Below are 23,465 nucleotides of genomic sequence, written 5' to 3' on the forward strand. Positions count from 1 at the left end.
CGCTGATCTGCCACTCGGGACTCCCGTTCGAAGCATGGCTAGAAGCGGTATTTGCCTCTGGTCCGAAGGGGTGCGACCCCCGCGGTCTGTGATGCGCTATCCGTTTTGTGGCCGGACGGTCCGGGTAGAGCGTGCCGCAAGTAGCCAGCGGTCTGATTGTGGTCACGATGCTGGCTTATGGCCTGATAACCGCAGAGCGGTCCAGTCGGTGGTGCCTTCTGGATCGTCTCCGATTTCAGATGAAGGATTGACCTGTTGCGCACGGACTCTTTTTCGACCATGGCAAGGATCGTTTTTCTGCTCACCTTGACCGGCGTTCTCCTGCTCGCGCTTTCGCCGGTGCGCTTCCTGCAGGAGTTGGACCTGGGCTTCACCTTCCACCACGACAAGCTCAACCACGCCGCGGCATTCGCGGTGCTGGCGGCGCTGGGAAGCCTCGGCTGGCCGGAACACAAGACGAGACTGGTCCTGCTCCTCGCCATCACCGGCGCGGCGATCGAGCTTCTTCAGGGCGCCCAACTGATCGCGCGCGATATGGATATCCTCGACTGGGTCGCCGACTGCGCCGGCATGGCCTGCGGACTGGCGGCAATGGGCGGCACAAGAAGGCTCATTGGCGGATTGCTGTAGCCCGTTGCCGCTCTCTGTCCGGAAAATCGCCGGCTGCGCCGGATAGGGCGGTGTCCGGCCGCGTAGCTAAGTTTCCCACCGACAGCACTGAACCCCTTCCAGCCTCGCTTGTGCGGGGCTTTTTTTATGGAGCAAGCCCTCATGTCCCGACCTGCAACTGCCGCCGTTCGTCTCCTGACCGGCGAACGCGAACCCGTGCGCCTCGCGACCACGGCCGACATCCTCCTGCATGGCCTGCAGGCGATCGACGGCGTGCCGGCCGAGGTCGGCGACCGCGTGCTGGTCAAGGACCAGGCCGACCCGACGCAAAACGGCATCTACACCGCGAGCGCAGGCGAATGGTTCCGCGCCGCCGATGCCCGCACTACGCGCACCCTGCAGAAGGGCACCACCGTCCATACCCAGATCGGATCGGTCAATGCCGGCCGCGTGTTCGAGTTCACGGCCGACGAGCCGGCCGTCGGCGCCGATGCCATCACCGTCGCCGCATCCGTTCCGCCCGACATCGCGGAGATGGTCGATGAGGTCGAAGCGCTGCGCGATGAAACCCAGGCGCTGAAGGATGCTGCCGAAGCCAGCGCCGGCCAGGCATCCGCGAGTGCTGCCGCTTCAGCAGCGAATGCCGGGCAAACCACAGCCGACCGGGCTGCGACTAATTCCGATGCCGTCGCGGCCGCGGCGGCCGTCATCAGCGCTCAGGCTGCACGCGACGCTTCGCTCTACGGCAAGGGCATTTTCCCGACGACTGCCGCGGCAATCGGCTTCGGCGTCGCCGGCAACGGTGCGATCACGCCAGGCTCGGGCGGCGCCAACGGCATGTTCGACCTGGCGTTTACCGGCGGCACCGGGTCGGGCGCTGCCGGCCGCTTCGTGGTGGCGGGCGGGGTGCTGACGCAGATACTGATCACGGCGCCGGGCTCCTACACAGTGGCGCCGACGTTCAGCTTTGCGGCGTCGGCAGGACTGGCCGGCGCCGCCGCCGCGGCGGTGCTGGGCAGGAATGTCGATGTCGGTGAGTATTTCTGGACCGAAGTTTCGACAGGTTCTTTGGGGTTGTTCAATGTTGGGGCCGGACCGGTAGCAGCTGATACGGGTGTCCGGGCGGCAACGGCTGCTCTCCTTTCGAGCGTCGATAGCCTAGCAATGATCGAAGGCCTTAGCGTTCCGACCGCCAGGCTAACAGAGGCGGCCGGATCAGTCAGCCCATCTATATATCGATCCTACTCTTTTGTGTCGGGCGACACGATCGAGCACATTGCCATTGCCAAAGCTGGAGAGCGAAGCATTCTGCAGCTTATCCACGCGGGGCCTGGTGCGGCCTATACAGCCAACTTCAATCTTGAGGAGGGTATCGTCTCAAGCAGTTCAGGCGCGAACCTCGTCAGCGCTGCCATCACAGATATTGGCTCCGGCTGGTACGAGTGCAAGGCTGTCGTCCTGGTTGCGGCAAATATTACGAACAATGTGCAGGCACGTATGTCGGCTGCTAGCGTTTTTCCGTTCACCGGCGATGGAACCAGCGGTATGTACATTCGCAGTGTCGTGCTTCGCAAGCAGGGCCTGCCGGCTAACCTGTTCCCGAGCAGCGACCCCGCCAACGCAGCCTTCACGAAGCAGAACGTGACGGTTACCACCACGGTCAGCCCTTATGAACCGGTGCTGATCTCCCTGCCTCCGCTTGTCGATGGCCTCGACGTGACCGTCAGAGGCCGAATGACGGCATCGAAGCTTGTCGAAATGGTCGGCTCTGGCAATCCTTCCGTTTATCAGGGCAGGTCCGTGGTCAATGGCGACAATATCGTCTGGAAAGTCACCGCCAAAAAGGGCGAACGCAATCGTCTCAATCTCTACTCCAACAACGCCGTCATCTTCGACTGCACCTTCAATCTCGACACCGGGACCGCGACCGGCACAGGTGCGAGCATCGTCGCTCTTGGCAACGGCTGGTACGAATGCACGGTTACGAAGACGGCAACAGCCACGGCCGCGACGAACTGGCAACAGCGTATTTTCCCGTCTGCTGGCGGTCACCCGTATGTCGGCGATGGTGTGTCTGGATTCTATGTCCAAAGGTCGGCTCTAAGCATCAATGGTGGGCCGAATGTCTTCTCGTCTTCGGAAAACCTCTCCAACTCGGCCTGGACCAAAAGCGCCGGCGTGACGGCAGTCGCCAATGGCGCTCTGTATCTTGGCCTATTGTCGGATCCGGCCAACATCGGCGGCGACCCATATGACGACGGCTCGGCCGCCCTGGTTGGCAAAAAATTGACCCTGATCGGCTCTAGCATTTCGGCCGGAGCCTACTACGTTCCCGTCCTCGTCGGTCTGACCGGTATGGTTCCTACCAATCTAGCGGTCAGTGGCTCGGCCTTGGGGCTGAGCACCACCGCCTATCCGAGCTACGGAATGTCCAATGCGATCGCCAACATTCCAGTCGACGCGGAGTTGGTAATCTTGGAGCCGGGCCCGAACGCCTTTGGCGCGCAGGAGACGCCCCTAGGCGCTCTCGGCGACACGACCTACGCCACTCACTATGGTTCGCTGTGGGCGGCCTGCGCCGCCATCCGAGCGCGCGCGCCGAATGCCAAGATCGTCATGATTGGTACCTACAGCGGCGGCCCTGGACACGCGACGCACCGGATAGGAAGAATAAACGGTCAAGGCAACACGCTGGTCCAGTTCATGAAGGCGGAGCGGGAGGTAGCCGATATGCTGTCCATACCGTTAATTGATGTAGGAGGCGAGAGCGGTATCGGCTACCTGACCTCGTTGGCTTACATGAGCGATGAGCTTCATCCGACTGCTGCCGGCAGCCTGCGGCACGGAACTTTCGATGCAGAGGAACTTCGTCGTCTCTCGCGCCGGGGCTTCTTCGGAGCCTAGACTGGAGTGATCCTGTGTGGCAGATGTTCGCGAATGCGCGTCTTCTCCACCGTTCTAGCTCTTCGCCGCCGCTTTTGGTCATGGATCGCCACTGGCGCCGCTAGGGAAAATGCCGTCATCGGGCCGCGCACGAAGTTTGGCGCCGGGGCGGAAATTTTCAATATCCGCGGGGACCGGTCTCGCGTCTCGATCGGCGCGGACAGCCATTTGGATGGGCATTTGCAGGTCTTTGCCCACGAGGGTCGGATCAAAATCGATGATTGGTTTTATCTTGGCCCAGGCTCGACGATTTGGTCGTCAGACCCGGTGGGGATCAAGATCGGCAAGCGAGTGCACGTCTCATGGGGCGTGGCGATCCACGACACCAATTCGCATCCGATGGACCCGCAGAAGCGTTTTGCTCAGATGCAAGCCATCTTTCGTGAGGGTCATCCGCGTGTCGACCCGGGCATTCGTTCGGCGCCGATCACTATTGGAGATGACGTGTGGATCGGCAATAGCGCTATGGTCATGAAGGGTGTCACCATCGGCGATCGGGCGATTATCTCGGCCGGGTCGATTGTTCGACACGACGTCCCGGCCGATTCGTTGGTGCGGCCAGCAGACCTAGTGAAGTGATGCCTTTGGCCGCGCTCATCAATGAGCGTCGTGCCATCGTATATGGCTACATGTCGATGCGGTTATCCAGCGTACATTTCTCGTCTCCGTTTCAGGTCGCTTCGACAAAAGGCATATGCTTGATACGCTCCCATTGATCCTTAGCGGTAGTTCCAGACCAGCGGTTGCGCAGGGTGCTCTCTCGATAGGACTGAGCCGGCTCCAATCCCGGCATGTCCGAACCGTTAGGTAAGAAGAACGCGTTCCCGCCGGCGGACGAGACGGCAACGAGCTTGTAGCCGTACTTCTTGCAGAGATTGGCCAGGGCGGTGATCGATGCACCGTGATACCAGCCGCTGTCGTGCTTGGCGGTGCGATCGAAAGCGTGATCATACGGCACTGTGATAGGATTGAGACCAAAACTGGCGTTGTACTCCGCCACAATGACGGCCGGCCGCACTGGCAGCAAGGCTTGCAGAAACCAGTAGTCGTTTCCATCGACATCGACGGAAAGCACTCCAAGTTGCGGAAAATGCGTGGCGAGACTTTCGATGTTGTTGAGATCAATGAAGCTCTGGCGCACTTCAATCCGCTTTGGAAGCAGCGAGCGCGCTAACCGCACGGTCGTTGCGTCGCCGTCGACGAGCAGACCCCTGAATTCACTAAGCCCAATGCAGTTGTATTCCGTCGGATGGAAACCAAATTCCAAGAACGTTTTCGGGCTTTGGCCAACAATCTGCGACAGGATCACACTTTCGTCTGATTGCGGAGACCCGGCAAGGCGAGCCTTTGCGAGGTGAAAATAATATCGGAGCGGACTTGAGCGAAGGAAAGCATGCATGCGCGATTGGACATTCATCAATGGATGACTCCTGATCGCCCGCCCGCGGCCAATTATTTGCGACAAGCGGCGACGGTTTGCAAGTTGCAAACACCCGCGCCCGCCAGTCTGGACGCCGTTTGAAAATCGCCGAAAAGACGTCGGAAGAATTGCTCTGCGAGGGCCGCTCGGGATGCTGTGCGCACCAACAATGGCACACCCGGCCGACCAAAAATTCCTACAGCTGGAGTTGTATTTCGGAATTGTCAGGGTTCATCGCTGACGCGGACCCGTCGCCGGCGGAGCCGCTACCGTCTGCTGTCCTGCGGCTTCTGGTGAGGTTCCTGGCGTTTCGACCACCAGATAAAATAAAGCGAACCCATCTTCATCACAGGCACGCGGCGGTCGCGTTCCCGGGCTCGCAACTCACGATAGGTCTTCATCTTCAGAGTGCCGCCAGGCAACCTGATACGCACCGCCATCGGTCCAACTCCCGTTGTGCAACGCAGCAATTTTCGTGCAATGCGAGACCTTCCGTCACGGAAGAGTCAACAGCAGCCTCATCAACTTATCTTGCGAGCTCGCCTGCGGAGGCTGAGCGGGCTTCCCAGGCGCATGCCAGGTCGGAAGAATTGGGACGTTCACCGTGGCGACTGGTCGTCAATGAGTCGCTGGCGGTTCGACCACCAGGTGAAATAAACCCGGCCGATCTTGACGACAGGTATGCGGCGGGCGCGTTCGCGATCGCGCAATTCGCGGTACACTTTCACCTTCAGCGTGCCGCCTAGCATTCTGATACGTACTGCCATCGGCCCCCGCCTGATTGTGCAATGCAGCATCAAAACCTTCCGTGGCGGAAGAGTCAACGCCTGTCCGCTGACTTTTTCTGGGATTTGTCGAGCGGTCTCGGAAGTTTGGCGCGCACGGCGGTTCCTGATCCGGCACCGAGGCATCAGTGCCGGGTCGGGATCGTCGGGTGCCCGGGCTATTTCCTGGGCGAGGACTTGTTGGGCGACGATCGGCGATCGGACATGCCGCTCGGCCACCAGATGACGAAATAATTGCCGACCTGCCAAACCGGCACCTCGCGCTTCTGCTCGCGCCGCCGCAGCTCGTCCCTTTTCTTGATCTTCAAAGTCCCGCCTGGAAGCCTGATTCTTATCGTCACGTGTCCTCCCGTACCCGCTACAGGTACGAACGATAGACGGGAACGGTTTCATCCCGGCTAAGCAATTTCATCCAGGTCGAGCAATTTCGGGCGCGGTGGACGCAGGAACCGGGACCGGAGCGAGATCGCCGGAACCGGCTTCATTTGAAGAAATCCGCAATGCCGTTGATGGCCAGCACCGCGTAGACGATCGGTCCGGCGATAAACGCACAATAGAGGCAGAGGATCGCCGCCAGCACCAGCAGCAGCGGCTTGTCGCGACCGACGGCGCGGAGTTCGGACTTCACCGTCCAGCGCGCCGCAGCGGTTTGTTCGTCATCAGACATGTGCACCATCCCGCGGCCATTTCACATGGCGGGTCGAAAACATCAACCTTGCTTGCCACATCGGCGCGCGCTGCCGCCCAATTCTGCTCTGCCGCCACGCACGTGCCGTTTCAAGCTCAAAACTCTGCCCGCGAGGGCGGAAAGGAAACCTATGGACCGTTTGTTCAAGGGCGCCGCCAGGCGCCTCGATGATATGGACTTGCCGAAACTCGGCGCCCGGATCGGCGTCGGCGAGGACGAGATGCACGCGTTCCTCGATGTTGAAACGAGCGGGCACGGCTTCGACGCCCTTGGCCGGCCGGTCATCCTGTTCGAGCCGCACGTCTTCTATCGCAACCTGTCGGGTGCCAAGCGGGCAAGAGCGGTAGCCGCTGGCCTCGCCTATTCGAAGTGGGGCGAGAAGCCCTATCCCAGGGATGGCTACCCACGGCTCAAGGCAGCTTGTGCGATCGACGAAACCGCGGCGCTCAAATCCGCGTCATGGGGTCTTGGCCAGGTTCTCGGCGAAAACCACGCCGCCGCCGGGTTCGCGACAGTGCAGGCCATGGTGGAAGCCATGATGGCCGACGAGGAAGCCCAGCTTGAGGCCGCGTTCAACTTCATCAAGACGAACAAGCTCGACGACAATCTGCGCAACCATGACTGGGCAGGCTTCGCCAAGGGCTACAACGGCGCCGGCTATCGCAAGAACGCCTACGATACCAGGCTCGCAGAGGCCTATCGCAAATGGTCGCGCATCAAGGACACGCCTTGGCCGTCTGCCGGCCCGCTGTCGTCGGCGGTCGTCCCTGCAACTCCGCCAGAGCCAGCCAGCCCAATTCCCGTTCCACAAGCGGCCGCCACGCACGCGCCTCCTGGGCCTCCTGTGCCTGCCGCCAAGCCCGGCTTCTGGGCAGCGCTGATCGCCACCATCCTCAAATTATCAGCAATCCTCAAACTATTCGGAAGGAAATGACATGTGGACCCGGATCAAGAGCTTCTTCCGCGACAGCGAAACAATTGTCTGGGCGCGGCTTCAGGCGGCTATCGGCATCATCGCGAGCATCGTCACCTATGTCGACCCGCAGGTTCTTTCGCCGGTCATCCCAGGGGAATGGTTCCCCTGGTTTCTTGTGATCAACGGCGTCTTGACCGAGTTCCTGCGCCGCCGCCGCGCCGAGGATTTGTGATGACCGCGCTCCTCGCCATTCTCAGCACCATCATCGGCAACAAGGTCGTCATGACGGTATTCGCTGCTGTGGCCGGCGGCATCGGCCTTTACATTGCAGGCGGCTTCAACCGGGCGAAGAAGGAGGCGGTCAAACAGGTCGAGGCAAAAATCGCGGCCGCCGAGGACCGCCTCGAAATGAACCGCGAGGCTTCCGCCGAAGGGCGGAAGGCCGCCGGCATGATCGATGCGGCAGCAAGAGCGGAGGCTGAGAAATGGGCAAGGCGCTGATCCTCTGCCTGGTGCTGGCCGGCTGCACGACAACCGCGCCGGCCGGCAATCCGCGGCAAGTCTGGTGCGACCAAAGTCAGCCACGCCGGCCATCCGCCCCGGTCGTCGCCGCCATGACCCGGCCCGAGCTCGACGAGATGAACGCCTTCAACGGGCAGGGCGCCAGATGGTGCGGGTGGACGCCATGATGCATGAGCTGCTCGACGTTCTGGGCATCAAGGCGCCGGTATTGGTCGCCGGCCTGTCCGGCGGCATTTTGCGGGCCTTGTCACGTCACCGCTACAAGGTCCGCGAAATGGTGGCCTCGCCGATCTGCGGCGCGCTGGCGGCGGCCTATCTGACGCTGCCGGTCGTGCATTATTTCCGCGCCGCCGGCCTGCCCTTTCCTTCGCCGGACGACGACACCACGACGCTGGCCGCGGCCTTTCTGATTGGCGTATCGGCGATGTGGATCTCGGATATCGTCTTCGAAATGATCGTGCGCCGGTTCGGGCCGGTGAAGGAGGAGTAAGCCGCCCAAGCCTGACTAAGAGTGACGTTCAGTTGAAGCCCGCCGCGCCGAAAGGTGCGGCGGGCTTTTGCATTTTTCCTGGCAATCTGTACGATCTTTTCTTTGCGAGGGCGGCTCGATCCGGCGCTTGCGAAACCAAGATGCGCGTTAGGCTTCACGGGAGATGGTCTCATGCTTGGCAGAGTCCTGACACAAGCGGCAGTCCTTACAGCCGGGGCGCTTCTGTTTGCCGCGACGGCCGACGCCCGGCCGGACAGCCGCGCGATGACATGCGAACAGACGCAGCTTCTGATCCAGAGGCATCGCTCGGTGGTGCTGACCACCGGCCAGAACACCTACGACCGTTACGTCCGCCAATTCGGCAATGAATGCGACTGGCCGCAAGTGCCGCGCTCCGCGTATATCAAGACGCGTGATGGTCAATGTCTGGTCTATCGCTGCCAGGAGCCGGTCTTCGACCTCCCGAATTGAAAGCAGAGGCTCATCCGACCGTCTACCCGGATAGCGAGCGCAGTGCGAAAGGCAGTCGCTCATTCCTCGTCGAAAGGACCACCTTCGCGTGCGAGATCGCGTGAAATAACGCGTTCCTCAGTATCGTCCGGCAAGGCCTCGTCGCTGTCCTGGTAGGCGTTGTCGTCGTCCTCCTCCGGCAGTTCGCCGTCTTTCTCGACGTCGTAACGGATGTCGCCGTTTTGCGGCACGCCGTCTGGGAGAATTTTCCCGCTCCGGATGGCATCCCAGTCCTGCTGCTGGATCGTCGGGCTCTCGGTCTCGTCGTCGGTTCGTTCTTTCCTGCGCGGTTCCATCGCTGGTTCTCCATAATGTCGGCGGCCCTGAACTGGCTCAGTGGTTGAACTCATAAGTCTGGCGGCCGGTTCCGGGCCGCTGCGGTCCGGGCGCATTGCCGCACGACGGAACCAATCGCGCCTGCCCGCCTTCACATTCAGAAGATACTGGCGCGAAAGGAGCTCGACATGAGACCGCTCATTTTCTTGCCGTATATGCTAGGTGCGCTGCTGGCGGCGCCGGCGGCCGCGCAGCCGGGCGAACAGGCGCAATCCGACCGCTGCAAGGTTGAGCCGCAGGATCAGAAGAACCAGCAGCAGAAGCCGGCCGGCAGCAATTTGTCCGACACGCTCGAGCCATGCGGTGGGGTCCTGAAGCCGCCGCCAACGGGCGATCAGGGCATGGCGGCGCCACCGCCGAACGAGGGCAAGACCCCGGTGCTCAAGCCCGGCGAGGTGCCGCCACAACCGCCAAAGCAGTAGCCGCTTCATTTGCGGCCACAGGGGCTTGCCCATGGGCGGTAACGTCGCGCTGTACCGGCAGGTTTGTTGCCCTCTCTCAGGAACATTAGCTTGTCCTAAACGTTGTTTCAGGCGCAGCCGATATCATCCCCCTCCGGTGTCGCTGCTGATCGGGAAACCGATCGGCCCGCGTCTTGCGACGCGGGCCACCGTAGCTCATTTGCAGTTCATTCGCCGCACCGCGCGGGCACTTCACCGCCATTCGATTAGCCGCCACTTACGGAACAACAAGGTGGCGTGGGCGTTTGCCTAGAGGGTTCGCCGCTTCGACCGGAAAGCCGCGTCGCAACTGTAAGGGCGAGGCCCGTAACAACAGGAGTAGACGATGAAAATCCACCTTGTTCCTGCTGCGGCGGGATTGGTGTTGCTCGCCGGCGTCGGCGTGGCCACCGCGGACCAGGTGATTGTCACGCCCGAACAGCAGACGGTCATCCGCGAATACGTCCATAAGCACCCGTTGGCGTCGATCAATCTTCTGGGCGTGGAGCTCAATATCGGTTCCACGGTGCCAGATACGGTCGAGCTGCAACCGATCGATGTTCCCGACGTGAAGTACAGATACGTCGTCGTCGGCAATCGCACCGTGCTCGTCGACCCAGGCACCCGCAAGATCGTGCACGTCATCGAGTGATCGGCGTTCCAAACCGCGAACCGGATTTGGAAAGGTCACGGTCTAAATTATCGAATAAGAGCTCCATCCCGAGCGATCGGGATGGAGCCGCTGTCGTCGCGAAACAAGGAAAGGAGCCATTCCCATGCTGCCGCATGTCGAGCGGGCCAACGTGGCCGCCGCCGTCGACAAACTGCTTGCTGAACGAGGCGATGGGCTGCTGTCGATGAAGGCGGCGATTGCACTGTTGCGCGAACGCACCGGAACCGAGCGCTCGGACGCCGACCTTGAAGGGCTGATCATCAAGAAGGCGGCGCTCCTCGGCGTCGCCGTCCTGTGTGACAGAGAGGTTCAATGACGGTGTTGCCTGGGGATCAAGACGCCGGTCGAAATTTCAGCTAGAACAAAGTTGCTTACGCATAAACCGACGGAGGCAACGGTGAGGGACAGACAGGAACGGATTCGCCAGCGTGCACACGCGATCTGGGAACGGGCAGGCAGGCCCGACGGGGCGCATCAGCAACATTGGGATCAGGCTACCGCCGAAATCGACGCAGAAATCGCCACGAAAGAGAAGACCGCCAGCCGGCCGAAGCCATCACCACGTCAGCCTAAGACGGCGCCCGCCGCCAAGGAGGAAACCAAATCCAAGGCGTGACCACGCAAAGCGTGAACTCGAGCGGATTTGATTCCATCGCTGGATCTCGCGGTTCGGCGCTTTGTACTTTCGTCCGCGGTCGGCAGCAGAGACAGTCCAGACAGGTCAAAAATGACGCAGCACGGTGAAGCAAACCCGCGCAGAGCGGATCTTATCGGCCCATTGTTCTATTGCCGAGGGGTCGGTTTGATGTTGTGGTTTGCAGATTAGGAATTCGCCTTTTCGGCCGCCGACCCGTTGCGATGTTCGTCTGTTGCGGCGCCGACCAGCTGACTCTCGCATCGCTTCAAACTTTCGGAAAATTTCAATATAAATTTCACGCGGCTGTTCTTTGAAAATACACCATGGGACCAGCAAGTTGATCGGCAAAGAAACCGATCTTCTTCCTTGCACTTAGGGCGTAATGCAACCGGCGAGTTCGCGGGTTGCTCAGCGAAACTACAGCAGGGAGAATGTTATGACCATCAACATCAAAACAATCACCGGTGCAGTGGCAGGCAGCGTAGCGCTTTTCATGCTCTCGATGCCCGTGAATGCAGCGGACGGAATTGCCGTTGGTGTTGGAACATCCATCGGCGGCAACGGCGGCATCAAAGCCGGCCTCGGCGCGACGGTTGGCGGTCGCGGCGGCATCAACGCCGGTGCCGGCGCAACGGTCGGGGGCAGCGGCGGCATCAAGGCAGGCCTCGGTGCCTTGGTGGGCGGCAGCGGCATTAACACCGGTGCCGGCGCAACGGTTGGGGGTTCGAGCGGCATTGCCGCGGGCGCCGGCGCGTCGGTCGGGGGCAGAAGCGGCATCAACGCTGGTGCCGGCGCAACGGTTGGCGGTTCGAGCGGCATTGCCGCCGACGCGGGGGTAGGTATCGGCAGCGGCGTTGGGGCTGGCGCGGGGGTCGGGGTCGGCAGCGGCATCAATGTCGGCGCCGGTGTCGGGATCGGTGGTACCAATCCGAGCAATCCGTCCAACCCGGGCAGCCCGCCCAATCCCAGCAATCCCAACTTGCCCCAGGTCGTTGCCGACATGTCGGGCGACAAGTTGGCCAGGATGAAGAAGCGCTGCGTCGACGTGCTGAGTAGCGAAGGCACTTACGATAGCGATCTGCGCCAATTGTGCCTGCTTATCGCGCGCCGCTAAGGCGAATACATCGGATGAAATGTCGGACCGGGCCGAAAGGCCTTCGTCCACCAGACCTCCAGCAGTCCAAAGCCCGCCATTGCGGCGGGCTTTTTTGCCGAGCACGTGGCGGCAGCATGGCTGGGCTCACAAGAGCACGCGCTTCAATGTGTTTGACGGCCAAGATCCGGCGAAACGGCCACCCCGCCTTCCAGGGCGTCCCAGCCCAATGCGGGGCTGCTTTGCATCAGCTGAGTGCACGCAAACTCCGCCAGATCGGCTTCCGCGAAGCCGTCGAACTCGATAGCTGCGCCTTGGAGCTGGGCTGCCTGCATGACGAGCCATTCGATGTCTTCGCGCGCAATATTCTCGGCGAGGTTTTGCAGTCGCACGGCTTCGGCGACAGCAGTCAGATTGATGGCAATCCCGGACCGCAATGTAGCTCGAATTCGGGAACCGACGTCTTCGTGCAGGCGAACCGAAAATCCGTAGCGCATGGAAAACCTTCCTTTCAGGGGCGGTTTGTCCCTCGTGTTCTACCATGCGCCCAGGGCTCGTGATTGGCAAGCGAAGACCCTTGAAAAATCGCTTCGTGTCAAATAGTTAGCGTATTTTGTTGATTGCCCATTTGATGCTTGATCCGCTTCATCGGACTTCTGCATGAGTCACACATCTGAAGGTCTTGACGTACTCTGCTCACGTACCTAATTCTACACAAAATCAGGAACATACTAACTCAGCTGCGCTTAGGCTGGTATGACTGGAGGCCGAGATGTCCGAACTGGAACGCCCGGAACGACTGCAGATCATGCTGACTGTCGATGAACTGGCGGCGTTGGAGAACTGGCGCTTCGAAAAGCACATGCCGAGCCGGTCGGCCGCGGTACGTGAGCTTTTGAGGCGAGGTCTCACAGCCGATGGTTTCCTGACGGCGGCGCATGGGACCAAGTCGCGCGACTTCGGCATCCTGCCGCATTCTGCAGATGGCGACCGCAGCACGGCCGACCGACCGTCGCAGAAGGAATAGCGCCGTTTCCGCCGTGGATCGCCCGCTCTCCGACCGTGCTTCGCGTCTCTCTCGCTTTGCGATGAGCTGTGAACGTCTGGTCTGCTGATCGCCGCGAAGTAGAAGAGATCCGAAGCTCTGTCTTGCCAGATGCTCCGCAATCAGGGAGTGCTTGATCGGCATAGTGCGGGCTCGGGAATTTGCCGATGACGCTGGAATTGACGGCCGGCGACCAGTCGATGCTGCATGGCGAGCAAGGCTCGGCAGCGGCTGCCGCCATGAAGATCCTGGTCGCCTTCGCGAAGGCGGTCGGCGCGCGCAAGTTGTTGAATATTGCCGGTGCCCATATCGACGGCTGCCTCTATCACGGCCAGGCTAGCCTCGATTTCGTCGAAAGGCTGATCGAGGGCGGCGGCCGCGTTCGGGTGCCGACGACGCTGAATGTCGGTTCGTTCGACCTCATCCATCCCGGATTGGTGAAGATGCCGATGTCGCAAGAAGCGCCGGCGCGTCGCTTGATGATGGCGCATCTGGACCTCGGCTGCCAGGCGACCTTCACCTGCGCACCCTATCAGACTCGATTCCGGCCAAGGTTCGGCGAGCAGATCGCCTGGGGTGAGTCCAACGCCATCGTCTTTGCCAATTCGGTGATCGGGGCGCGAACCAACCGTTATGGCGATTTCATCGATTTATGCTGCGCAATGACCGGACGCGCGCCGGCCTGGGGGCTGCATCTGAGTGAAAATCGACGAGGCCAGATCCTGTTCGAGCTGACTGGCGGTCTCGAGCCCAGCGACGCCCTGTTCGTGGGTGTCGGACTACTTGTCGGGCAAAAGAGCGGCGACCGCATTCCTGTCATATCAGGCCTGCCGCAGCCGCGCGACGAGGACCAACTGAAGGCGCTGGGGGCGGCGGCGGCAACGACGGGCGCTGTGGCGCTGTTTCATGCGGTCGGCATTACGCCGGAGGCGACGACGCTGGATGAGGCGTTGCACGGCCTGGTGCCGGAGGAAAAAATCCGGATCTCTAGCGCTGATGTCCGCCATGCGCTGGCCAGGCTGTCGAGCGTCCCCGACGGCGTGCAGCTTGCAGCCGTGTCGTTAGGCACGCCGCATTTCTCCCATGAAGAGTGGATGCGCCTGTTGCCGCTGCTGCGCGAAGTTGCGCCGGGCAGGGGCGTCCCGATCTATGTCAACACAGGGCGTGCCACGCTGACGCGACTGGAGGACGAAGGCGCACTGGCCGGCATGGAAGCCTTCGGCCTTGTCCCGGTCACCGACACCTGCACCTATGTCACGTCGATCCTCGAGCGTCTCGACGGCGTGGTGATGACCAATTCCGGCAAATGGGCGCATTACGCACCTGGCAATATCGGTGTCTCGGTGGCCTTCGGTGACATGGAAGACTGCGTCCGCTCGGCCGCGGCCGGCCGCGTCGTGCGAGGCGCGCCATGAAGGCGCCGGCCAGAACCGGTACATTCCACCTTGCCGGCTCCGCACAGGGCCCGGCGCTGGTGCTTTCGCAGGCGCTCAGCTTCTGGGGCGGGATCGATGTCGAAACGGGCGACATCATCGACCATTCGCATCCGGACCTGGGCGGCAATATCGCCGGCAGGATCCTGGTGATGCCGAGCGGGCGGGGGTCGTCGTCCTCGTCTTCGGTTCTGGCCGAAGCGATTCGCAGAGGGACGGGGCCGGCCGGCATTATCCTGGAGCGGCCGGACCCGATCCTTGCCATCGGCGCCATCGTTGCCGAATTCCTCTACGAAATCAGCATGCCGCTGGTCGTCTGCGACATATCAGGCATTGCCTCCGGCGACCGGATCGCTATCGGTCTGGGCGAAGATGCGCAAGCGATGGTGAGCAAGCTCTAGCCGGCCATCGTCCCGCCGCGCCCCGCCGCCAGGTCGACGCTGAAATCGAGATTGGCGTGGCCGTTGATGCGCCAGTTGGCAAAGACGTTGACCAGATCGAAGCCGTCATCGACGAGCGTCGGTTCGTCCGGTTTGCTGCGGTTGGTGCGCGTGATCTTGCCAACGCTGAGATATTGCGCGCCAACGGTAAGCTGGTCTTCCAGCATCCAGAAGCCGACGGTCGCCGCGAGCGGTCGAGCGGCGTGTTGTTCAGCGGCTGGCCGGAATAGAGCGCGCCCGCAAGATTCACGAAACCCCAGCCACTCACCTGGGTTCAGATCTCCGGGATGCTCTCCCTGAAGATCACTTGCAGCCTCGGCTGGTGCAGTTCGTAAGGCAAGCCCTTGACCGCGTGGATCAAGGTGTTGAGCGCCTCGCGGGCCTCGACGCGCGGGTTCTGGTCGATGACCGCGTCGAGCGTGCCGTCGAGCAAGAGCTCCTTGGTGCCTTCCGTCACCTCATGGCCGAGAAAGACCGTCGACAGCGCGCGCCCGCGTTCCTTCAGCGCGCGGGCGATGCCGGTGTTGCCAGCGCCGACATTGTAGACGGCGGCCAGGTCCGGGTGCCGGTCCAGCAGGGCGGAGGCCTCAGAGTAGGCTTTTTCCCGATCGTCGAGCATTTCGCGCATCTCGACGATCTGCAGATTGGGCGATTCTTCCGTCAGTATGTGGCGGAAGCCCATCTCGCGCTCTTCGTGGCCGCGGTAGGAGAGCGAACCGGCGAACAGCGCGACCTTGCCCGGACGCTCTGCGCCCATGAAGCGGTTGAGCAGGTAGCCGGCGAGCCGGCCGGCGGCGCGGTTGTCGATGCCGATATAGGCAACCCTCGGCACATGCAGGATGTCGGAAGCGAGGGTAACCACCTTGACGCCGCTGGCCGAAAGCGAGCGGATCGCCTCGCGCACCGTCGGATGGTCGAGCGCGATCACACCAACGCCTTGCGTCTGCCCGTGCAGTTCCTGCAGCAGACGGGCGAGCCGATCCGGATTGAAGCCTTCGATAGTGGCGACGCGGACGTCGAGGTCAGGCCGCGACTGCGCCTGCGCCTCGATCTGGCGGTGCAGCATCTTGATGAAGGAATTGGTGCCGGCGGGCAGGGCGAAATCGAGCCGTATGATCTCACCGCGCAGCGCGTTGAGCGAGCTCGGATTATTTGAATTTTCAGCGATATAGCCAAGCCGCTGTGCCGTTTCGAGCACGACCTCGCGAGTGCGCGCCCTGACCCCGGCGCGGTTGTTGAGCACACGGTCGACCGTAGCGGCGGAAACGCCGGCTTCCCGAGCTATGTCTGTCAGGGTGGACCGCACTGTCGATCACCTCATTCCAAAATGTGCCAAAGGCGCATCGAGATTACGCATTTCATAGGTCCGATGTCGAAGAGCGGCCGCATCGCCGCTCGCGATTCTGATGGGAAATGATGTAACCGGCCTTGGCCGATCCGCAAGTCGCTGCGCTAGATCAATTCCGAAGCGGACCAAAGCGGCGAGGTGGGCAGGCCTGGTTCCCTCAAATTCAAGCACCGGCTTCGGTGTGAGAGCCTTGATGAACGCCATTTTCCTCTCCCTTGAGATATTATGATGTGTCTTGATTATTTATGATGTTGACAGCCTTCGTGTGGTGCCGTCAATATCCATCATAAGGGCCGTGGAGGAACAAGGCCCTGAGGGAGGAGTTCCAATGTCGAATTTGATCCGCGTGTCGCGGCGCCGTTTGCTGGCGTCCGGTGGAAAGGCGGCAGTGCTTGTTGCCGCCGCAGGTATCGCGCCGAAATTCATTCGCCCAAGCCGTGCCTATGCGGCCGATGCCCTGGCGCCCGGCATGATCGGTGGCCCGACCGGCTTCGACGGCTCGGAGCGCTATCAGTATGGCGCCGACACACCCGAGGGCCGCGCCATCGAGGCAGCCAAGGCGATGAAGGGCGCCGGCAAGGCGCCGACGAAGATCGTGCTCGGCCTGTCCGACGGTTCGATCGGCCAACTGACGCAGCCGTTTCCGGCGGGCGCGCCGTCGATCAAGGATCTATGGGAGAAGGAAACCGGTATTCCGCTCGAGATCGTCGGTGTGCCCAACGGCCAGGAATTCACCAAGACGATGCAGGACATCTCCACCAAGGGTGGAGCCTACGACATCTACGCGGTCGAATGGAACCGTCTTGGCGACCTCGCCGAAACCGGCGGCATCCTCAAGCTCGACGACTTCGTTGCACAATATAAGCCGGAATGGGACGATCCCGAGCGTGGCTACGTCAACGGCGCCAAGGGCGTCTCGCTGCTCAACCAGTATCGCGGCTCGACCTACGGCGTGTCGCTGGATGGCGATTTCCAGACCTGGGTCTACCGCACCGATCTGTTCGGCGACGCAGCCGAGAAGAAGGCCTTCTCCGACAAATACGGGTATGAACTGGCGGCGCCGAAGACGTGGAAGCAGCATGACGAGATCGCAGCCTTCTTCCAGCGCCCGGACAAGGGCCTGTTCGGCTCGACCGATCTGCGCAACCAGGGCTGGGGCTACACCAACTGGTATCAGCGTTATGTCTCAATGGCTTCGCCCAATCAGTTTTTGTTCGACGATGCCGGCAAGCCGCTGATCAATTCGGAGCAAGGTATCGCGGCGACCAACGAGTACATTGCTTCGCTTTCGCACCATTCGCCGGATGCGATCTCCTGGGGTTGGCCGGAGCAGTACGGCAATTTCGCCAAGGGCGGTGCGGCCATGACCTGTGCCTTCTCCAACCTGCCGAAATTCCTCGACAATGCCGGCAACAAGGATTCAGCTGTCACTGGAAAGATCGGCTCGATGCTGCCGCCCGGCCGCGAGATCGACGGAAAACTGGTCAGCCGTTCGGTGCTGTGGCTCAATCTGTCGGCGTCGGTGTCCTCGCAAGCCAAGAATCCGGAAGCCTGCTACCTGTTCCTGCAGTGGCTGGGTTCAAGTCGCATCTACGCCTGGATGACCGCTAATCCGGGCGGCTATTTCGATCCGTTCCGGCTGTCGGATTTCTCCGATCCGCTGGTTCGCCAGACCTATCACGCCTATCACATGGACGTGGTGCGCGAGACGGTCGCCCGCACCGTGCCCACCATCAACTATCCCGGCGCCACCGCCTTCCACAACGCGCTGGACGAGAACCTCGTCGCCGCGTTGACCAAGGCCAAGACAGCCGAGCAGGCGATGGCCGACACCGAGGCCGAGTGGAAGAAGATTGCCCGCCGGACCGGCGAGGAGAAGCTTCTCGAAGCCATCAAGACCAACAAGGAGGCCTGGCCGACCGTCCTCGATCCGATCGCCTGATCCTTCCAAGGATCCTACCAAGAAGGGGAGGAGCGGTCGCTCTTCCCCTCGGCAACGAAGGACCCAGCAAAGCCGCAAGATGAAGCGTTCAGTTCCTTTCGAGATATTCCGCTATGCCGCGATCCTTGCGGCGATGGCGGTGACGCTGGTGCCGATCCTGTGGATGGTGTCGATGGCGTTCAAGCCGATCGCCGAATGGTCGGCGACCGGCGCCGACCTGACATGGTGGCCGAAGAACCCGACACTCAGCAATTTCCGCTTCGTCTTCGGTGAGTCGACCAACAATCTGATCGTCGCCCTCGACCGCACAGCTTTGAAGCCGATCCTGTCGTCGCTGCTGTCGGCCACATTCGGTACGGCAATCGCCATGTCGGCGGGCACCGCGGCGGCCTACGGGCTGTCGCGCTTCGGCTCGGGCCAGAACCTGCCGCTGGCGCTGATCCAGCTTCGCCTGTTTCCGCCAATGGCGGTCATGACCCCGGTGATGATCATGTGGGCCTTCCTCAATTTCACCGACAGCTGGTGGGGGCTGTCGTTGATCTACGGCATCGTCACGCTGCCTTTCGCCTTCTGGCTGATGAAGACCTTCTTCGACGACATGCCGCGCGAGATCGAGGAGGCGGCACTGGTCGAGGGCTGTTCGCGGTGGCGCGTCTTCACGCGCATCACGCTGCCGATGATGCGCGCGCCGCTGGCCAGTGCCGCGCTGTTCGTCTTCATCCTCAACTGGTCGGACTATCTGATTGCGCTGCTTCTGACGACGCGCGAATGGGTGACGGTCCCCGTCTACATGGCCTCGCTGTCCTCCTCGATGACCGGCCAACTCTACGGCGCCAAGGCAGCGCTCGGCCTGATAGCCGCAGTGCCGCCTGTCATCATGGGCATCGCCATCCAGCGCCATCTGGTGCGCGGGCTGACCTTCGGGGCGCTCAAGCAATGAGCGCGGTGACTGCGACGATTTCGGAGGGCGACATGCAAGCCTCCAAAGCGGCGTCGGTGCTGCCGGACGAGGGCGCAAAGCTCGGCTTTCGGCTGACGCTGCCGGCGCAGATCCTGGTGCTGTTCATCGCCGTCTTTCCGCTCCTGATGCAGCTCTACATCAGCCTGACCGACTGGTCGCCGCTGTCGGGCACCGGCTGGTGGAACGCCTGGTCGATGTGGAACAGTTTCGCCAACTACACCGATCTTGCCGCCGATGCGCGCTTCTGGAGTGCGCTGAAGCGCACGGCCATCGTCATGATCGTCTGCGTGCCGGCGGAGTTCCTGCTCGGCTTGGCGCTCGCGACACTGTTTGCGGACGAGTTCCCCGGCAAGCGGATCTTCTACTCGATCCTCTTGATGCCGATGATGGTGGTGCCGGCGGTGGCCGGCTACATGTTCTTCATGCTGTTTCAGTCGGGCGGCCCGGTCAACGACATCCTGTCGGCGATCTCAGGCTTTCCCGTCACCATCGCCTGGCTGTCGGACCCGACGCTGGCGCTCATCGCCGTCATGGTCGCCGATATCTGGCAGTGGACGCCGCTGATGTTCCTGATCCTGCTTGCCGGCCTGGTCGGCGTGCCTGAGGACCAGATCAAGGCGGCGACGCTGCTCGGTGCCAACCCCTGGCAGCGATTCATCACCATCGTGCTGCCGAAGATGAAGACGATCATCATCATCGCGCTGGCGATCAGGGTGATCGAGAACTTCAAGATCTTCGACACGCTCTACATCATGACCGGCGGCGGTCCTGGCGTCGCTACCGAAACCATCTCCGTTTACATCTACAAGCTCACCACCCAGGACCTGATCTGGGGCTATGTGGCGGCAATCGCGCTGGCCATATTGATCGTGCTGTCCATCGCCGCGGTGTTTGCCATGAAACGCATGGCTCGGGTACGCGAGGTGGCGGCCTGATGAGCACCATCCATCTGCAGAACCTGGTCAAGAAATTTGGCGATTTCACCGCGCTGAAGACGATGGATCTGGCCATTGCCGATGGCGAGTTCATGGCGCTGCTGGGGCCGTCCGGCTGCGGCAAGTCGACGACGATGAACATGATCGCCGGCATGGAAGAGCCTACCAGCGGCAAGATCCTGTTCGGCGAGCGCGACATGGCCGGCGTGCCGATGGGGCGGCGCGGCGTCGGCTTCGTCTTCCAGAACTATGCGATCTTCACTCATATGAGCGTGCGGCAGAACCTCGCCTACGGGCCGAAAATGCGCGGCGCACCAAAGGCCGAGATCGGCCGCCGTGTCGGCGCCATTGCCGAGATGCTGCAACTGACGCCGCTGCTCGACCGCAAGGCGGACAGACTGTCGGTCAACATATTGCAGCGGGTGGCGATCGGCCGTTCGGCGATCATGGAGCCGGCGATCTTCCTGCTCGACGAGCCGCTGTCCAATGTCGATGCCGCCTTCCGGGCGGTGATGCGGACCGAACTGAAGCAGTTGCAGCGGCAGTTCCGGCAGACCATGGTCTACGTCACCCACGATCAGCTTGAAGCAATGACCATGGCCGACCGCATCGCGGTGATGGACCACGGCGTGCTGCAGCAGGTCGGCACGCCGCTCGAGGTCTATAACAATCCGGCCAATGTCTTCGTCGCCCGCTTTATCGGCGCGCCGGGCATGAACCTGCTCAAGGGCAGGCCGGCGGAAAGCGACCGTGGTCTGGTCATCGATCTCGGCCCGCTCGGCGTGACACCGCCGCTGCCGGTCGAGATCGCCGATGCCGTACGCAGGATGCGCGGCGAGGTGTTTTATGGCTTTCGACCGGAGCAGGTGACGCTGGCTGAAGGTGGCCGTGGCCTGTCCATGCCGGTGAGTTTCGTCGAGCGGATCGGCGCGCGCACCATCATCCACCTTGGCGACGGCGAGACTGCGGTGAAGGCGGTGTTCGACAATGATGTCGGGCTGGCGATCGGGCAGACAGCTGTCGTCGCGCCGGCGGCGGAGGCGGTGCGCGTCTTCGACGCCGCCACCGGTCTTGCATTGAGAGCAGGTTGAGATGGCCGATATCGTTTTCCATAATGTGACAAAACGCTACGGCAACACGCTCGCCGTCGACGACGCCTCGTTCACTGTCAACGACAATGAGTTCTTCTGCTTCTTCGGGCCGCCGCTGTCGGGCAAGTCGACGATACTGCGTCTGGTGCTCGGGCTGGAAACCCCGGACGCGGGCGAGATCCTGATCGGCGGAAAGCCGGTCAACACGGTGTCGCCGGCCGAGCGCAACGTCGCCATGGTGTTCCAGAATTTGGCGCTGTTTCCGCATATGAGCGCGCGCGCCAACATCCGCTTTCCGCTGGTCGAACGCCGGGTCGCCGAAGCCGAGATCGAAAAGCGCGTCGCCGACGTCGCGGCCAAGCTGCATATCGGCCATATCCTGCACAAGCCGCCGGCACAGCTTTCAGGCGGCGAGCGGCAGCGCGTGGCGATCGCCCGTGCGCTGGTGCGCGACCCGGCCGCCTATCTGATGGACGACCCGATTTCGGCGCTCGACGCCCGGCTGCGCGAGGAAACGCGGGTCGAGCTGAAGCGCATCCAGCGCGAGCTCGGCAAGACGCTGATCTATGTCACGCACGACCAGGAAGAAGCGATGTCGGTCGCCGACCGAATGGCCATTCTGGAGAACGGCAAGATCAGGCAGATCGGCGCGCCGGCCGAGATCTATGACCGGCCAGCCAGCACCTATGTGGCGCGGCTGCTCGGGTCGCCGATGATGAACATATTGAAGTCGGTGCACGGCGCCGAAGGCGTGGAGGCGGCGGAAGGCACGATCCGCATCGCGGATACCGGCGCCCCGGCCGATGCCGTGGAAATTGGACTCAGGCCGGAAGACATCAAGGTCAAGGCCTGGTCGGAGGGGGGCGCGGGCCGCCCGGCGCGAGTGTTCGAGGTCGAGCCGCTCGGCGGCTACACCGTTGTGACGCTCGCCGCCGGGCAGGCGCGTCTGCGGGCGCTGTTGCGCGGCCAGCCAGACATCAGGCCGGACGCGATGGTGGCGATATCCTGCGAGCCCGGCAGGGTGCATTATTTCGGACAGAGCGGGGGAGCGCTGGCAAGATGACGGCGGCGGCAAGGAACGAGCTTCGGGAGGAACATATGGCAAGCCAAGAAATGGCGGGCAACGGCTTCGAGCCGGACGTCGAAGTCCGTACCAGGGAATACAGGATCGGCTGCGTCGGCGCCGGCATGATCATGGCCGAATGTCACCTTGCCGCCTACAAGGAAGCCGGTTTCCCCGTGGTGGCGATTGCCTCGCGGACCAAGGCCAGCGCCGAGAAGGTCGCCAAACGCTGGGATATCCCAACCGTCCATGACACGCCGGAACAGCTCATCGAGGACAAGAACGTCGAGATCATCGACCTTGCCTTTCCGCCCGACCAGCAGCCGGCGCTGATCCGCCATGCTCTGAAGCAGGCACATATCAAGGCGATCCTGGCGCAGAAGCCATTGGCGCTGTCCCTTGAAGAGGCCGTCAAACTTCGCGACGAGGCGGCCAAGGCAGGCAAGATCCTCTCGGTCAACCAGAACATGCGTTACGACCAGTCGATGCGCGTCTTGAAGCAGGTCATCGATAGCGGCGCGCTCGGCGACATCGTTTTCGCCCAGATCGACATGCATGCGATCCCGCACTGGCAGAGCTTCCTCGAGGACTATGACCGGCTGACGCTCGCCAATATGAGCGTCCATCATCTCGACGTACTGCGCTTCCTGTTCGGCGATCCCCTGGAGATCACCACCCTGACCCGCAGGGACCCGCGCACCCGCTTCGACCATTCGGACGGCATCACCGTGTCGACGATCAAGTTCCCGTCCGGCGTGCTCGCCGTATCGCTGGAGGATGTCTGGTCCGGGCCGCGCCAGGAGGGCTACAAGGACGACCAGCACATCAATTGGCGCGTCGACGGCACCAAGGGCGTCGCCAAGGGTACCATCGGCTGGCCGACTGGCGCTGCCTCGACGCTGACCTACGCCTCGACCGAGACCACCGGTGGTGAATGGGTGACACCCAGCTGGGACACGATGTGGTTCCCGCATGCCTTCATCGGCGTCATGGAGCAGCTCCAGCACGCGGTCAAGACGGGCGAGCCGCCGGCGCTGTCGGTCGCCGACAACGTCAAGACTATGGCGCTGGTCGAAGCCGGCTATCGTTCGATCGACAAGGGCCGGACAGTCAAACTTTCCGAAATATCAACTGACTGAATTACT

General features: G+C 62.0%; 33 protein-coding genes. 23 read left to right on the forward strand and 10 right to left on the reverse strand.

The window, feature by feature from the left end:
* The first annotated feature begins 279 nt into the window (after positions 1–279).
* The 3 genes from NKH42_RS20860 (at position 280) to NKH42_RS20870 (ending at position 4,131) form a co-directional block, all read left to right on the forward strand.
* On the forward strand, positions 280–630 hold the full coding sequence (locus tag NKH42_RS20860) for a hypothetical protein (RefSeq protein ID WP_254820487.1): 351 nt from the start codon (positions 280–282) through the stop codon (positions 628–630).
* 141 nt (positions 631–771) lie between these two features.
* Entirely contained in the window at positions 772–3,513 is a 2,742-nt protein-coding gene (locus NKH42_RS20865) for an SGNH/GDSL hydrolase family protein (RefSeq protein ID WP_352752325.1), read from the forward strand.
* A 33-nt stretch (positions 3,514–3,546) separates the two neighbouring features.
* Complete coding sequence (locus tag NKH42_RS20870; protein WP_352505485.1) at positions 3,547–4,131, forward strand: acyltransferase; 585 nt, start codon at positions 3,547–3,549, stop codon at positions 4,129–4,131.
* Positions 4,132–4,222: 91 nt separating this feature from the next.
* Here the strand turns inward: NKH42_RS20870 and NKH42_RS20875 are convergent, their stop codons facing one another.
* The 5 genes from NKH42_RS20875 to NKH42_RS20895 form a co-directional block, all read right to left on the reverse strand.
* The gene (locus NKH42_RS20875; RefSeq protein ID WP_352475728.1) at positions 4,223–4,969 is read right to left on the reverse strand and encodes a hypothetical protein; all 747 of its coding nucleotides are present in this window, start codon (positions 4,967–4,969) and stop codon (positions 4,223–4,225) included.
* Positions 4,970–5,238: 269 nt separating this feature from the next.
* On the reverse strand, positions 5,239–5,412 hold the full coding sequence (locus tag NKH42_RS20880) for a hypothetical protein (protein ID WP_352505486.1): 174 nt from the start codon (positions 5,410–5,412) through the stop codon (positions 5,239–5,241).
* Positions 5,413–5,571: 159 nt separating this feature from the next.
* On the reverse strand, positions 5,572–5,739 hold the full coding sequence (locus NKH42_RS20885) for a hypothetical protein (RefSeq protein WP_352505487.1): 168 nt from the start codon (positions 5,737–5,739) through the stop codon (positions 5,572–5,574).
* A 176-nt stretch (positions 5,740–5,915) separates the two neighbouring features.
* Positions 5,916–6,065: a hypothetical protein gene (locus NKH42_RS20890; RefSeq protein ID WP_352505488.1), complete on the reverse strand. Its 150-nt coding sequence runs from the start codon at positions 6,063–6,065 to the stop codon at positions 5,916–5,918.
* Positions 6,066–6,238: 173 nt separating this feature from the next.
* Complete coding sequence (locus NKH42_RS20895) at positions 6,239–6,424, reverse strand: hypothetical protein (RefSeq protein ID WP_254820493.1); 186 nt, start codon at positions 6,422–6,424, stop codon at positions 6,239–6,241.
* 151 nt (positions 6,425–6,575) lie between these two features.
* Here NKH42_RS20895 and NKH42_RS20900 point away from each other — a divergent pair, with 151 nt between their 5' ends.
* The 6 genes from NKH42_RS20900 (at position 6,576) to NKH42_RS20925 (ending at position 8,844) form a co-directional block, all read left to right on the forward strand.
* The gene (locus tag NKH42_RS20900; RefSeq protein ID WP_352505489.1) at positions 6,576–7,379 is read left to right on the forward strand and encodes an N-acetylmuramidase family protein; all 804 of its coding nucleotides are present in this window, start codon (positions 6,576–6,578) and stop codon (positions 7,377–7,379) included.
* Between the two features lies 1 nt (position 7,380).
* Positions 7,381–7,593: a hypothetical protein gene (locus NKH42_RS20905; protein ID WP_352740641.1), complete on the forward strand. Its 213-nt coding sequence runs from the start codon at positions 7,381–7,383 to the stop codon at positions 7,591–7,593.
* Complete coding sequence (locus NKH42_RS20910) at positions 7,593–7,862, forward strand: hypothetical protein (RefSeq protein WP_352505491.1); 270 nt, start codon at positions 7,593–7,595, stop codon at positions 7,860–7,862. The genes NKH42_RS20905 and NKH42_RS20910 overlap by 1 nt, the downstream gene beginning before the upstream one ends.
* On the forward strand, positions 7,847–8,050 hold the full coding sequence (locus tag NKH42_RS20915; RefSeq protein WP_254820497.1) for a hypothetical protein: 204 nt from the start codon (positions 7,847–7,849) through the stop codon (positions 8,048–8,050). The genes NKH42_RS20910 and NKH42_RS20915 overlap by 16 nt, the downstream gene beginning before the upstream one ends.
* Complete coding sequence (locus NKH42_RS20920; protein ID WP_352505661.1) at positions 8,050–8,373, forward strand: hypothetical protein; 324 nt, start codon at positions 8,050–8,052, stop codon at positions 8,371–8,373. Before NKH42_RS20915 ends, NKH42_RS20920 begins: the two co-directional genes overlap by 1 nt.
* Before the next feature lie 171 nt (positions 8,374–8,544).
* Positions 8,545–8,844, forward strand: a complete 300-nt coding sequence (locus tag NKH42_RS20925) for a hypothetical protein (RefSeq protein WP_254820498.1) — start codon at positions 8,545–8,547, stop codon at positions 8,842–8,844.
* 59 nt (positions 8,845–8,903) lie between these two features.
* On the opposite strand, the gene NKH42_RS20930 is transcribed toward NKH42_RS20925, so the two are convergent.
* On the reverse strand, positions 8,904–9,179 hold the full coding sequence (locus NKH42_RS20930; RefSeq protein ID WP_352505492.1) for a hypothetical protein: 276 nt from the start codon (positions 9,177–9,179) through the stop codon (positions 8,904–8,906).
* Between the two features lie 168 nt (positions 9,180–9,347).
* Here NKH42_RS20930 and NKH42_RS20935 point away from each other — a divergent pair, with 168 nt between their 5' ends.
* From NKH42_RS20935 to NKH42_RS20955, 5 genes are all read left to right on the forward strand, one after another.
* Positions 9,348–9,641, forward strand: coding sequence for a hypothetical protein (locus NKH42_RS20935; protein ID WP_352505493.1), 294 nt, complete (start codon positions 9,348–9,350; stop codon positions 9,639–9,641).
* Between the two features lie 364 nt (positions 9,642–10,005).
* A complete protein-coding gene (locus tag NKH42_RS20940; protein ID WP_352475486.1) occupies positions 10,006–10,311 on the forward strand; it encodes a DUF1236 domain-containing protein in 306 nt (101 codons plus the stop codon).
* Between the two features lie 124 nt (positions 10,312–10,435).
* Positions 10,436–10,648 (forward strand): hypothetical protein, encoded by a 213-nt coding sequence (locus tag NKH42_RS20945; protein WP_254820502.1) that lies wholly within the window; start codon positions 10,436–10,438, stop codon positions 10,646–10,648.
* An 81-nt stretch (positions 10,649–10,729) separates the two neighbouring features.
* A complete protein-coding gene (locus NKH42_RS20950; RefSeq protein ID WP_352505494.1) occupies positions 10,730–10,948 on the forward strand; it encodes a DUF2934 domain-containing protein in 219 nt (72 codons plus the stop codon).
* A gap of 457 nt (positions 10,949–11,405) precedes the next feature.
* Positions 11,406–12,083: a hypothetical protein gene (locus NKH42_RS20955; protein ID WP_352752322.1), complete on the forward strand. Its 678-nt coding sequence runs from the start codon at positions 11,406–11,408 to the stop codon at positions 12,081–12,083.
* Positions 12,084–12,226: 143 nt separating this feature from the next.
* Here the strand turns inward: NKH42_RS20955 and NKH42_RS20960 are convergent, their stop codons facing one another.
* Positions 12,227–12,559 carry a hypothetical protein gene (locus tag NKH42_RS20960; protein ID WP_352505496.1) on the reverse strand — a complete coding sequence of 111 codons (333 nt, stop codon included), beginning with the start codon at positions 12,557–12,559 and terminating at the stop codon, positions 12,227–12,229.
* Positions 12,560–12,834: 275 nt separating this feature from the next.
* Between NKH42_RS20960 and NKH42_RS20965 the strand changes: the two genes are divergently transcribed.
* From NKH42_RS20965 to NKH42_RS20975, 3 genes are all read left to right on the forward strand, one after another.
* A complete protein-coding gene (locus NKH42_RS20965) occupies positions 12,835–13,089 on the forward strand; it encodes a hypothetical protein (RefSeq protein WP_352505497.1) in 255 nt (84 codons plus the stop codon).
* 185 nt (positions 13,090–13,274) lie between these two features.
* Positions 13,275–14,522 (forward strand): aconitase X, encoded by a 1,248-nt coding sequence (locus NKH42_RS20970; protein WP_352505498.1) that lies wholly within the window; start codon positions 13,275–13,277, stop codon positions 14,520–14,522.
* A complete protein-coding gene (locus NKH42_RS20975) occupies positions 14,519–14,941 on the forward strand; it encodes an aconitase X swivel domain-containing protein (RefSeq protein WP_352505499.1) in 423 nt (140 codons plus the stop codon). The genes NKH42_RS20970 and NKH42_RS20975 overlap by 4 nt, the downstream gene beginning before the upstream one ends.
* On the opposite strand, the gene NKH42_RS20980 is transcribed toward NKH42_RS20975, so the two are convergent.
* The 3 genes from NKH42_RS20980 to NKH42_RS20990 form a co-directional block, all read right to left on the reverse strand.
* The gene (locus NKH42_RS20980; RefSeq protein WP_352752319.1) at positions 14,938–15,147 is read right to left on the reverse strand and encodes a hypothetical protein; all 210 of its coding nucleotides are present in this window, start codon (positions 15,145–15,147) and stop codon (positions 14,938–14,940) included. The genes NKH42_RS20975 and NKH42_RS20980 overlap by 4 nt on opposite strands.
* A gap of 107 nt (positions 15,148–15,254) precedes the next feature.
* On the reverse strand, positions 15,255–16,286 hold the full coding sequence (locus tag NKH42_RS20985) for a LacI family DNA-binding transcriptional regulator (RefSeq protein WP_352505501.1): 1,032 nt from the start codon (positions 16,284–16,286) through the stop codon (positions 15,255–15,257).
* A 6-nt stretch (positions 16,287–16,292) separates the two neighbouring features.
* Entirely contained in the window at positions 16,293–16,532 is a 240-nt protein-coding gene (locus NKH42_RS20990) for a hypothetical protein (RefSeq protein WP_352505502.1), read from the reverse strand.
* Between the two features lie 124 nt (positions 16,533–16,656).
* On the opposite strand from NKH42_RS20990, the gene NKH42_RS20995 reads away from it, so the two are divergent.
* The 6 genes from NKH42_RS20995 (at position 16,657) to NKH42_RS21020 (ending at position 23,459) form a co-directional block, all read left to right on the forward strand.
* Positions 16,657–18,270 carry an extracellular solute-binding protein gene (locus tag NKH42_RS20995; RefSeq protein WP_352505503.1) on the forward strand — a complete coding sequence of 538 codons (1,614 nt, stop codon included), beginning with the start codon at positions 16,657–16,659 and terminating at the stop codon, positions 18,268–18,270.
* A 79-nt stretch (positions 18,271–18,349) separates the two neighbouring features.
* A complete protein-coding gene (locus tag NKH42_RS21000) occupies positions 18,350–19,210 on the forward strand; it encodes a carbohydrate ABC transporter permease (RefSeq protein WP_254820511.1) in 861 nt (286 codons plus the stop codon).
* The gene (locus NKH42_RS21005; RefSeq protein ID WP_352505504.1) at positions 19,207–20,166 is read left to right on the forward strand and encodes a carbohydrate ABC transporter permease; all 960 of its coding nucleotides are present in this window, start codon (positions 19,207–19,209) and stop codon (positions 20,164–20,166) included. Before NKH42_RS21000 ends, NKH42_RS21005 begins: the two co-directional genes overlap by 4 nt.
* Positions 20,166–21,257, forward strand: coding sequence for an ABC transporter ATP-binding protein (locus tag NKH42_RS21010; RefSeq protein ID WP_352505506.1), 1,092 nt, complete (start codon positions 20,166–20,168; stop codon positions 21,255–21,257). Before NKH42_RS21005 ends, NKH42_RS21010 begins: the two co-directional genes overlap by 1 nt.
* Before the next feature lies 1 nt (position 21,258).
* Positions 21,259–22,320 carry an ABC transporter ATP-binding protein gene (locus NKH42_RS21015; RefSeq protein ID WP_352505507.1) on the forward strand — a complete coding sequence of 354 codons (1,062 nt, stop codon included), beginning with the start codon at positions 21,259–21,261 and terminating at the stop codon, positions 22,318–22,320.
* Positions 22,321–22,370: 50 nt separating this feature from the next.
* Positions 22,371–23,459 (forward strand): Gfo/Idh/MocA family protein, encoded by a 1,089-nt coding sequence (locus tag NKH42_RS21020; RefSeq protein ID WP_352687650.1) that lies wholly within the window; start codon positions 22,371–22,373, stop codon positions 23,457–23,459.
* Positions 23,460–23,465: the final 6 nt, after the last annotated feature.

This window comes from Mesorhizobium sp. M1142, assembly GCF_040318565.1.
GTDB lineage: Bacteria > Pseudomonadota > Alphaproteobacteria > Rhizobiales > Rhizobiaceae > Mesorhizobium.

What these genes read in the sequence shown, in the direction of transcription:
- NKH42_RS21020 (WP_352687650.1), top strand. Translation starts at nt 22,371, where the DNA reads ATGGCGGGCAACGGCTTCGAGCCGGACGTCGAAGTCCGTACCAGGGAA.
- NKH42_RS20965 (WP_352505497.1), top strand. Translation starts at nt 12,835, where the DNA reads ATGTCCGAACTGGAACGCCCGGAACGACTGCAGATCATGCTGACTGTC.
- NKH42_RS21000 (WP_254820511.1), top strand. Translation starts at nt 18,350, where the DNA reads ATGAAGCGTTCAGTTCCTTTCGAGATATTCCGCTATGCCGCGATCCTT.
- NKH42_RS20980 (WP_352752319.1), bottom strand. Translation starts at nt 15,147, where the DNA reads ATGCTGGAAGACCAGCTTACCGTTGGCGCGCAATATCTCAGCGTTGGC.
- NKH42_RS20960 (WP_352505496.1), bottom strand. Translation starts at nt 12,559, where the DNA reads ATGCGCTACGGATTTTCGGTTCGCCTGCACGAAGACGTCGGTTCCCGA.
- NKH42_RS20875 (WP_352475728.1), bottom strand. Translation starts at nt 4,969, where the DNA reads ATGAATGTCCAATCGCGCATGCATGCTTTCCTTCGCTCAAGTCCGCTC.
- NKH42_RS20910 (WP_352505491.1), top strand. Translation starts at nt 7,593, where the DNA reads ATGACCGCGCTCCTCGCCATTCTCAGCACCATCATCGGCAACAAGGTC.
- NKH42_RS20990 (WP_352505502.1), bottom strand. Translation starts at nt 16,532, where the DNA reads ATGGCGTTCATCAAGGCTCTCACACCGAAGCCGGTGCTTGAATTTGAG.
- NKH42_RS20865 (WP_352752325.1), top strand. Translation starts at nt 772, where the DNA reads ATGTCCCGACCTGCAACTGCCGCCGTTCGTCTCCTGACCGGCGAACGC.
- NKH42_RS20915 (WP_254820497.1), top strand. Translation starts at nt 7,847, where the DNA reads ATGGGCAAGGCGCTGATCCTCTGCCTGGTGCTGGCCGGCTGCACGACA.
- NKH42_RS20925 (WP_254820498.1), top strand. Translation starts at nt 8,545, where the DNA reads ATGCTTGGCAGAGTCCTGACACAAGCGGCAGTCCTTACAGCCGGGGCG.
- NKH42_RS20920 (WP_352505661.1), top strand. Translation starts at nt 8,050, where the DNA reads ATGCATGAGCTGCTCGACGTTCTGGGCATCAAGGCGCCGGTATTGGTC.
- NKH42_RS20970 (WP_352505498.1), top strand. Translation starts at nt 13,275, where the DNA reads ATGACGCTGGAATTGACGGCCGGCGACCAGTCGATGCTGCATGGCGAG.
- NKH42_RS20860 (WP_254820487.1), top strand. Translation starts at nt 280, where the DNA reads ATGGCAAGGATCGTTTTTCTGCTCACCTTGACCGGCGTTCTCCTGCTC.
- NKH42_RS20995 (WP_352505503.1), top strand. Translation starts at nt 16,657, where the DNA reads ATGTCGAATTTGATCCGCGTGTCGCGGCGCCGTTTGCTGGCGTCCGGT.
- NKH42_RS21015 (WP_352505507.1), top strand. Translation starts at nt 21,259, where the DNA reads ATGGCCGATATCGTTTTCCATAATGTGACAAAACGCTACGGCAACACG.
- NKH42_RS20900 (WP_352505489.1), top strand. Translation starts at nt 6,576, where the DNA reads ATGGACCGTTTGTTCAAGGGCGCCGCCAGGCGCCTCGATGATATGGAC.
- NKH42_RS20975 (WP_352505499.1), top strand. Translation starts at nt 14,519, where the DNA reads ATGAAGGCGCCGGCCAGAACCGGTACATTCCACCTTGCCGGCTCCGCA.
- NKH42_RS20930 (WP_352505492.1), bottom strand. Translation starts at nt 9,179, where the DNA reads ATGGAACCGCGCAGGAAAGAACGAACCGACGACGAGACCGAGAGCCCG.
- NKH42_RS21010 (WP_352505506.1), top strand. Translation starts at nt 20,166, where the DNA reads ATGAGCACCATCCATCTGCAGAACCTGGTCAAGAAATTTGGCGATTTC.
- NKH42_RS21005 (WP_352505504.1), top strand. Translation starts at nt 19,207, where the DNA reads ATGAGCGCGGTGACTGCGACGATTTCGGAGGGCGACATGCAAGCCTCC.
- NKH42_RS20880 (WP_352505486.1), bottom strand. Translation starts at nt 5,412, where the DNA reads ATGGCGGTGCGTATCAGGTTGCCTGGCGGCACTCTGAAGATGAAGACC.
- NKH42_RS20945 (WP_254820502.1), top strand. Translation starts at nt 10,436, where the DNA reads ATGCTGCCGCATGTCGAGCGGGCCAACGTGGCCGCCGCCGTCGACAAA.
- NKH42_RS20955 (WP_352752322.1), top strand. Translation starts at nt 11,406, where the DNA reads ATGACCATCAACATCAAAACAATCACCGGTGCAGTGGCAGGCAGCGTA.
- NKH42_RS20935 (WP_352505493.1), top strand. Translation starts at nt 9,348, where the DNA reads ATGAGACCGCTCATTTTCTTGCCGTATATGCTAGGTGCGCTGCTGGCG.
- NKH42_RS20870 (WP_352505485.1), top strand. Translation starts at nt 3,547, where the DNA reads ATGCGCGTCTTCTCCACCGTTCTAGCTCTTCGCCGCCGCTTTTGGTCA.
- NKH42_RS20885 (WP_352505487.1), bottom strand. Translation starts at nt 5,739, where the DNA reads ATGGCAGTACGTATCAGAATGCTAGGCGGCACGCTGAAGGTGAAAGTG.
- NKH42_RS20895 (WP_254820493.1), bottom strand. Translation starts at nt 6,424, where the DNA reads ATGTCTGATGACGAACAAACCGCTGCGGCGCGCTGGACGGTGAAGTCC.
- NKH42_RS20940 (WP_352475486.1), top strand. Translation starts at nt 10,006, where the DNA reads ATGAAAATCCACCTTGTTCCTGCTGCGGCGGGATTGGTGTTGCTCGCC.
- NKH42_RS20905 (WP_352740641.1), top strand. Translation starts at nt 7,381, where the DNA reads ATGTGGACCCGGATCAAGAGCTTCTTCCGCGACAGCGAAACAATTGTC.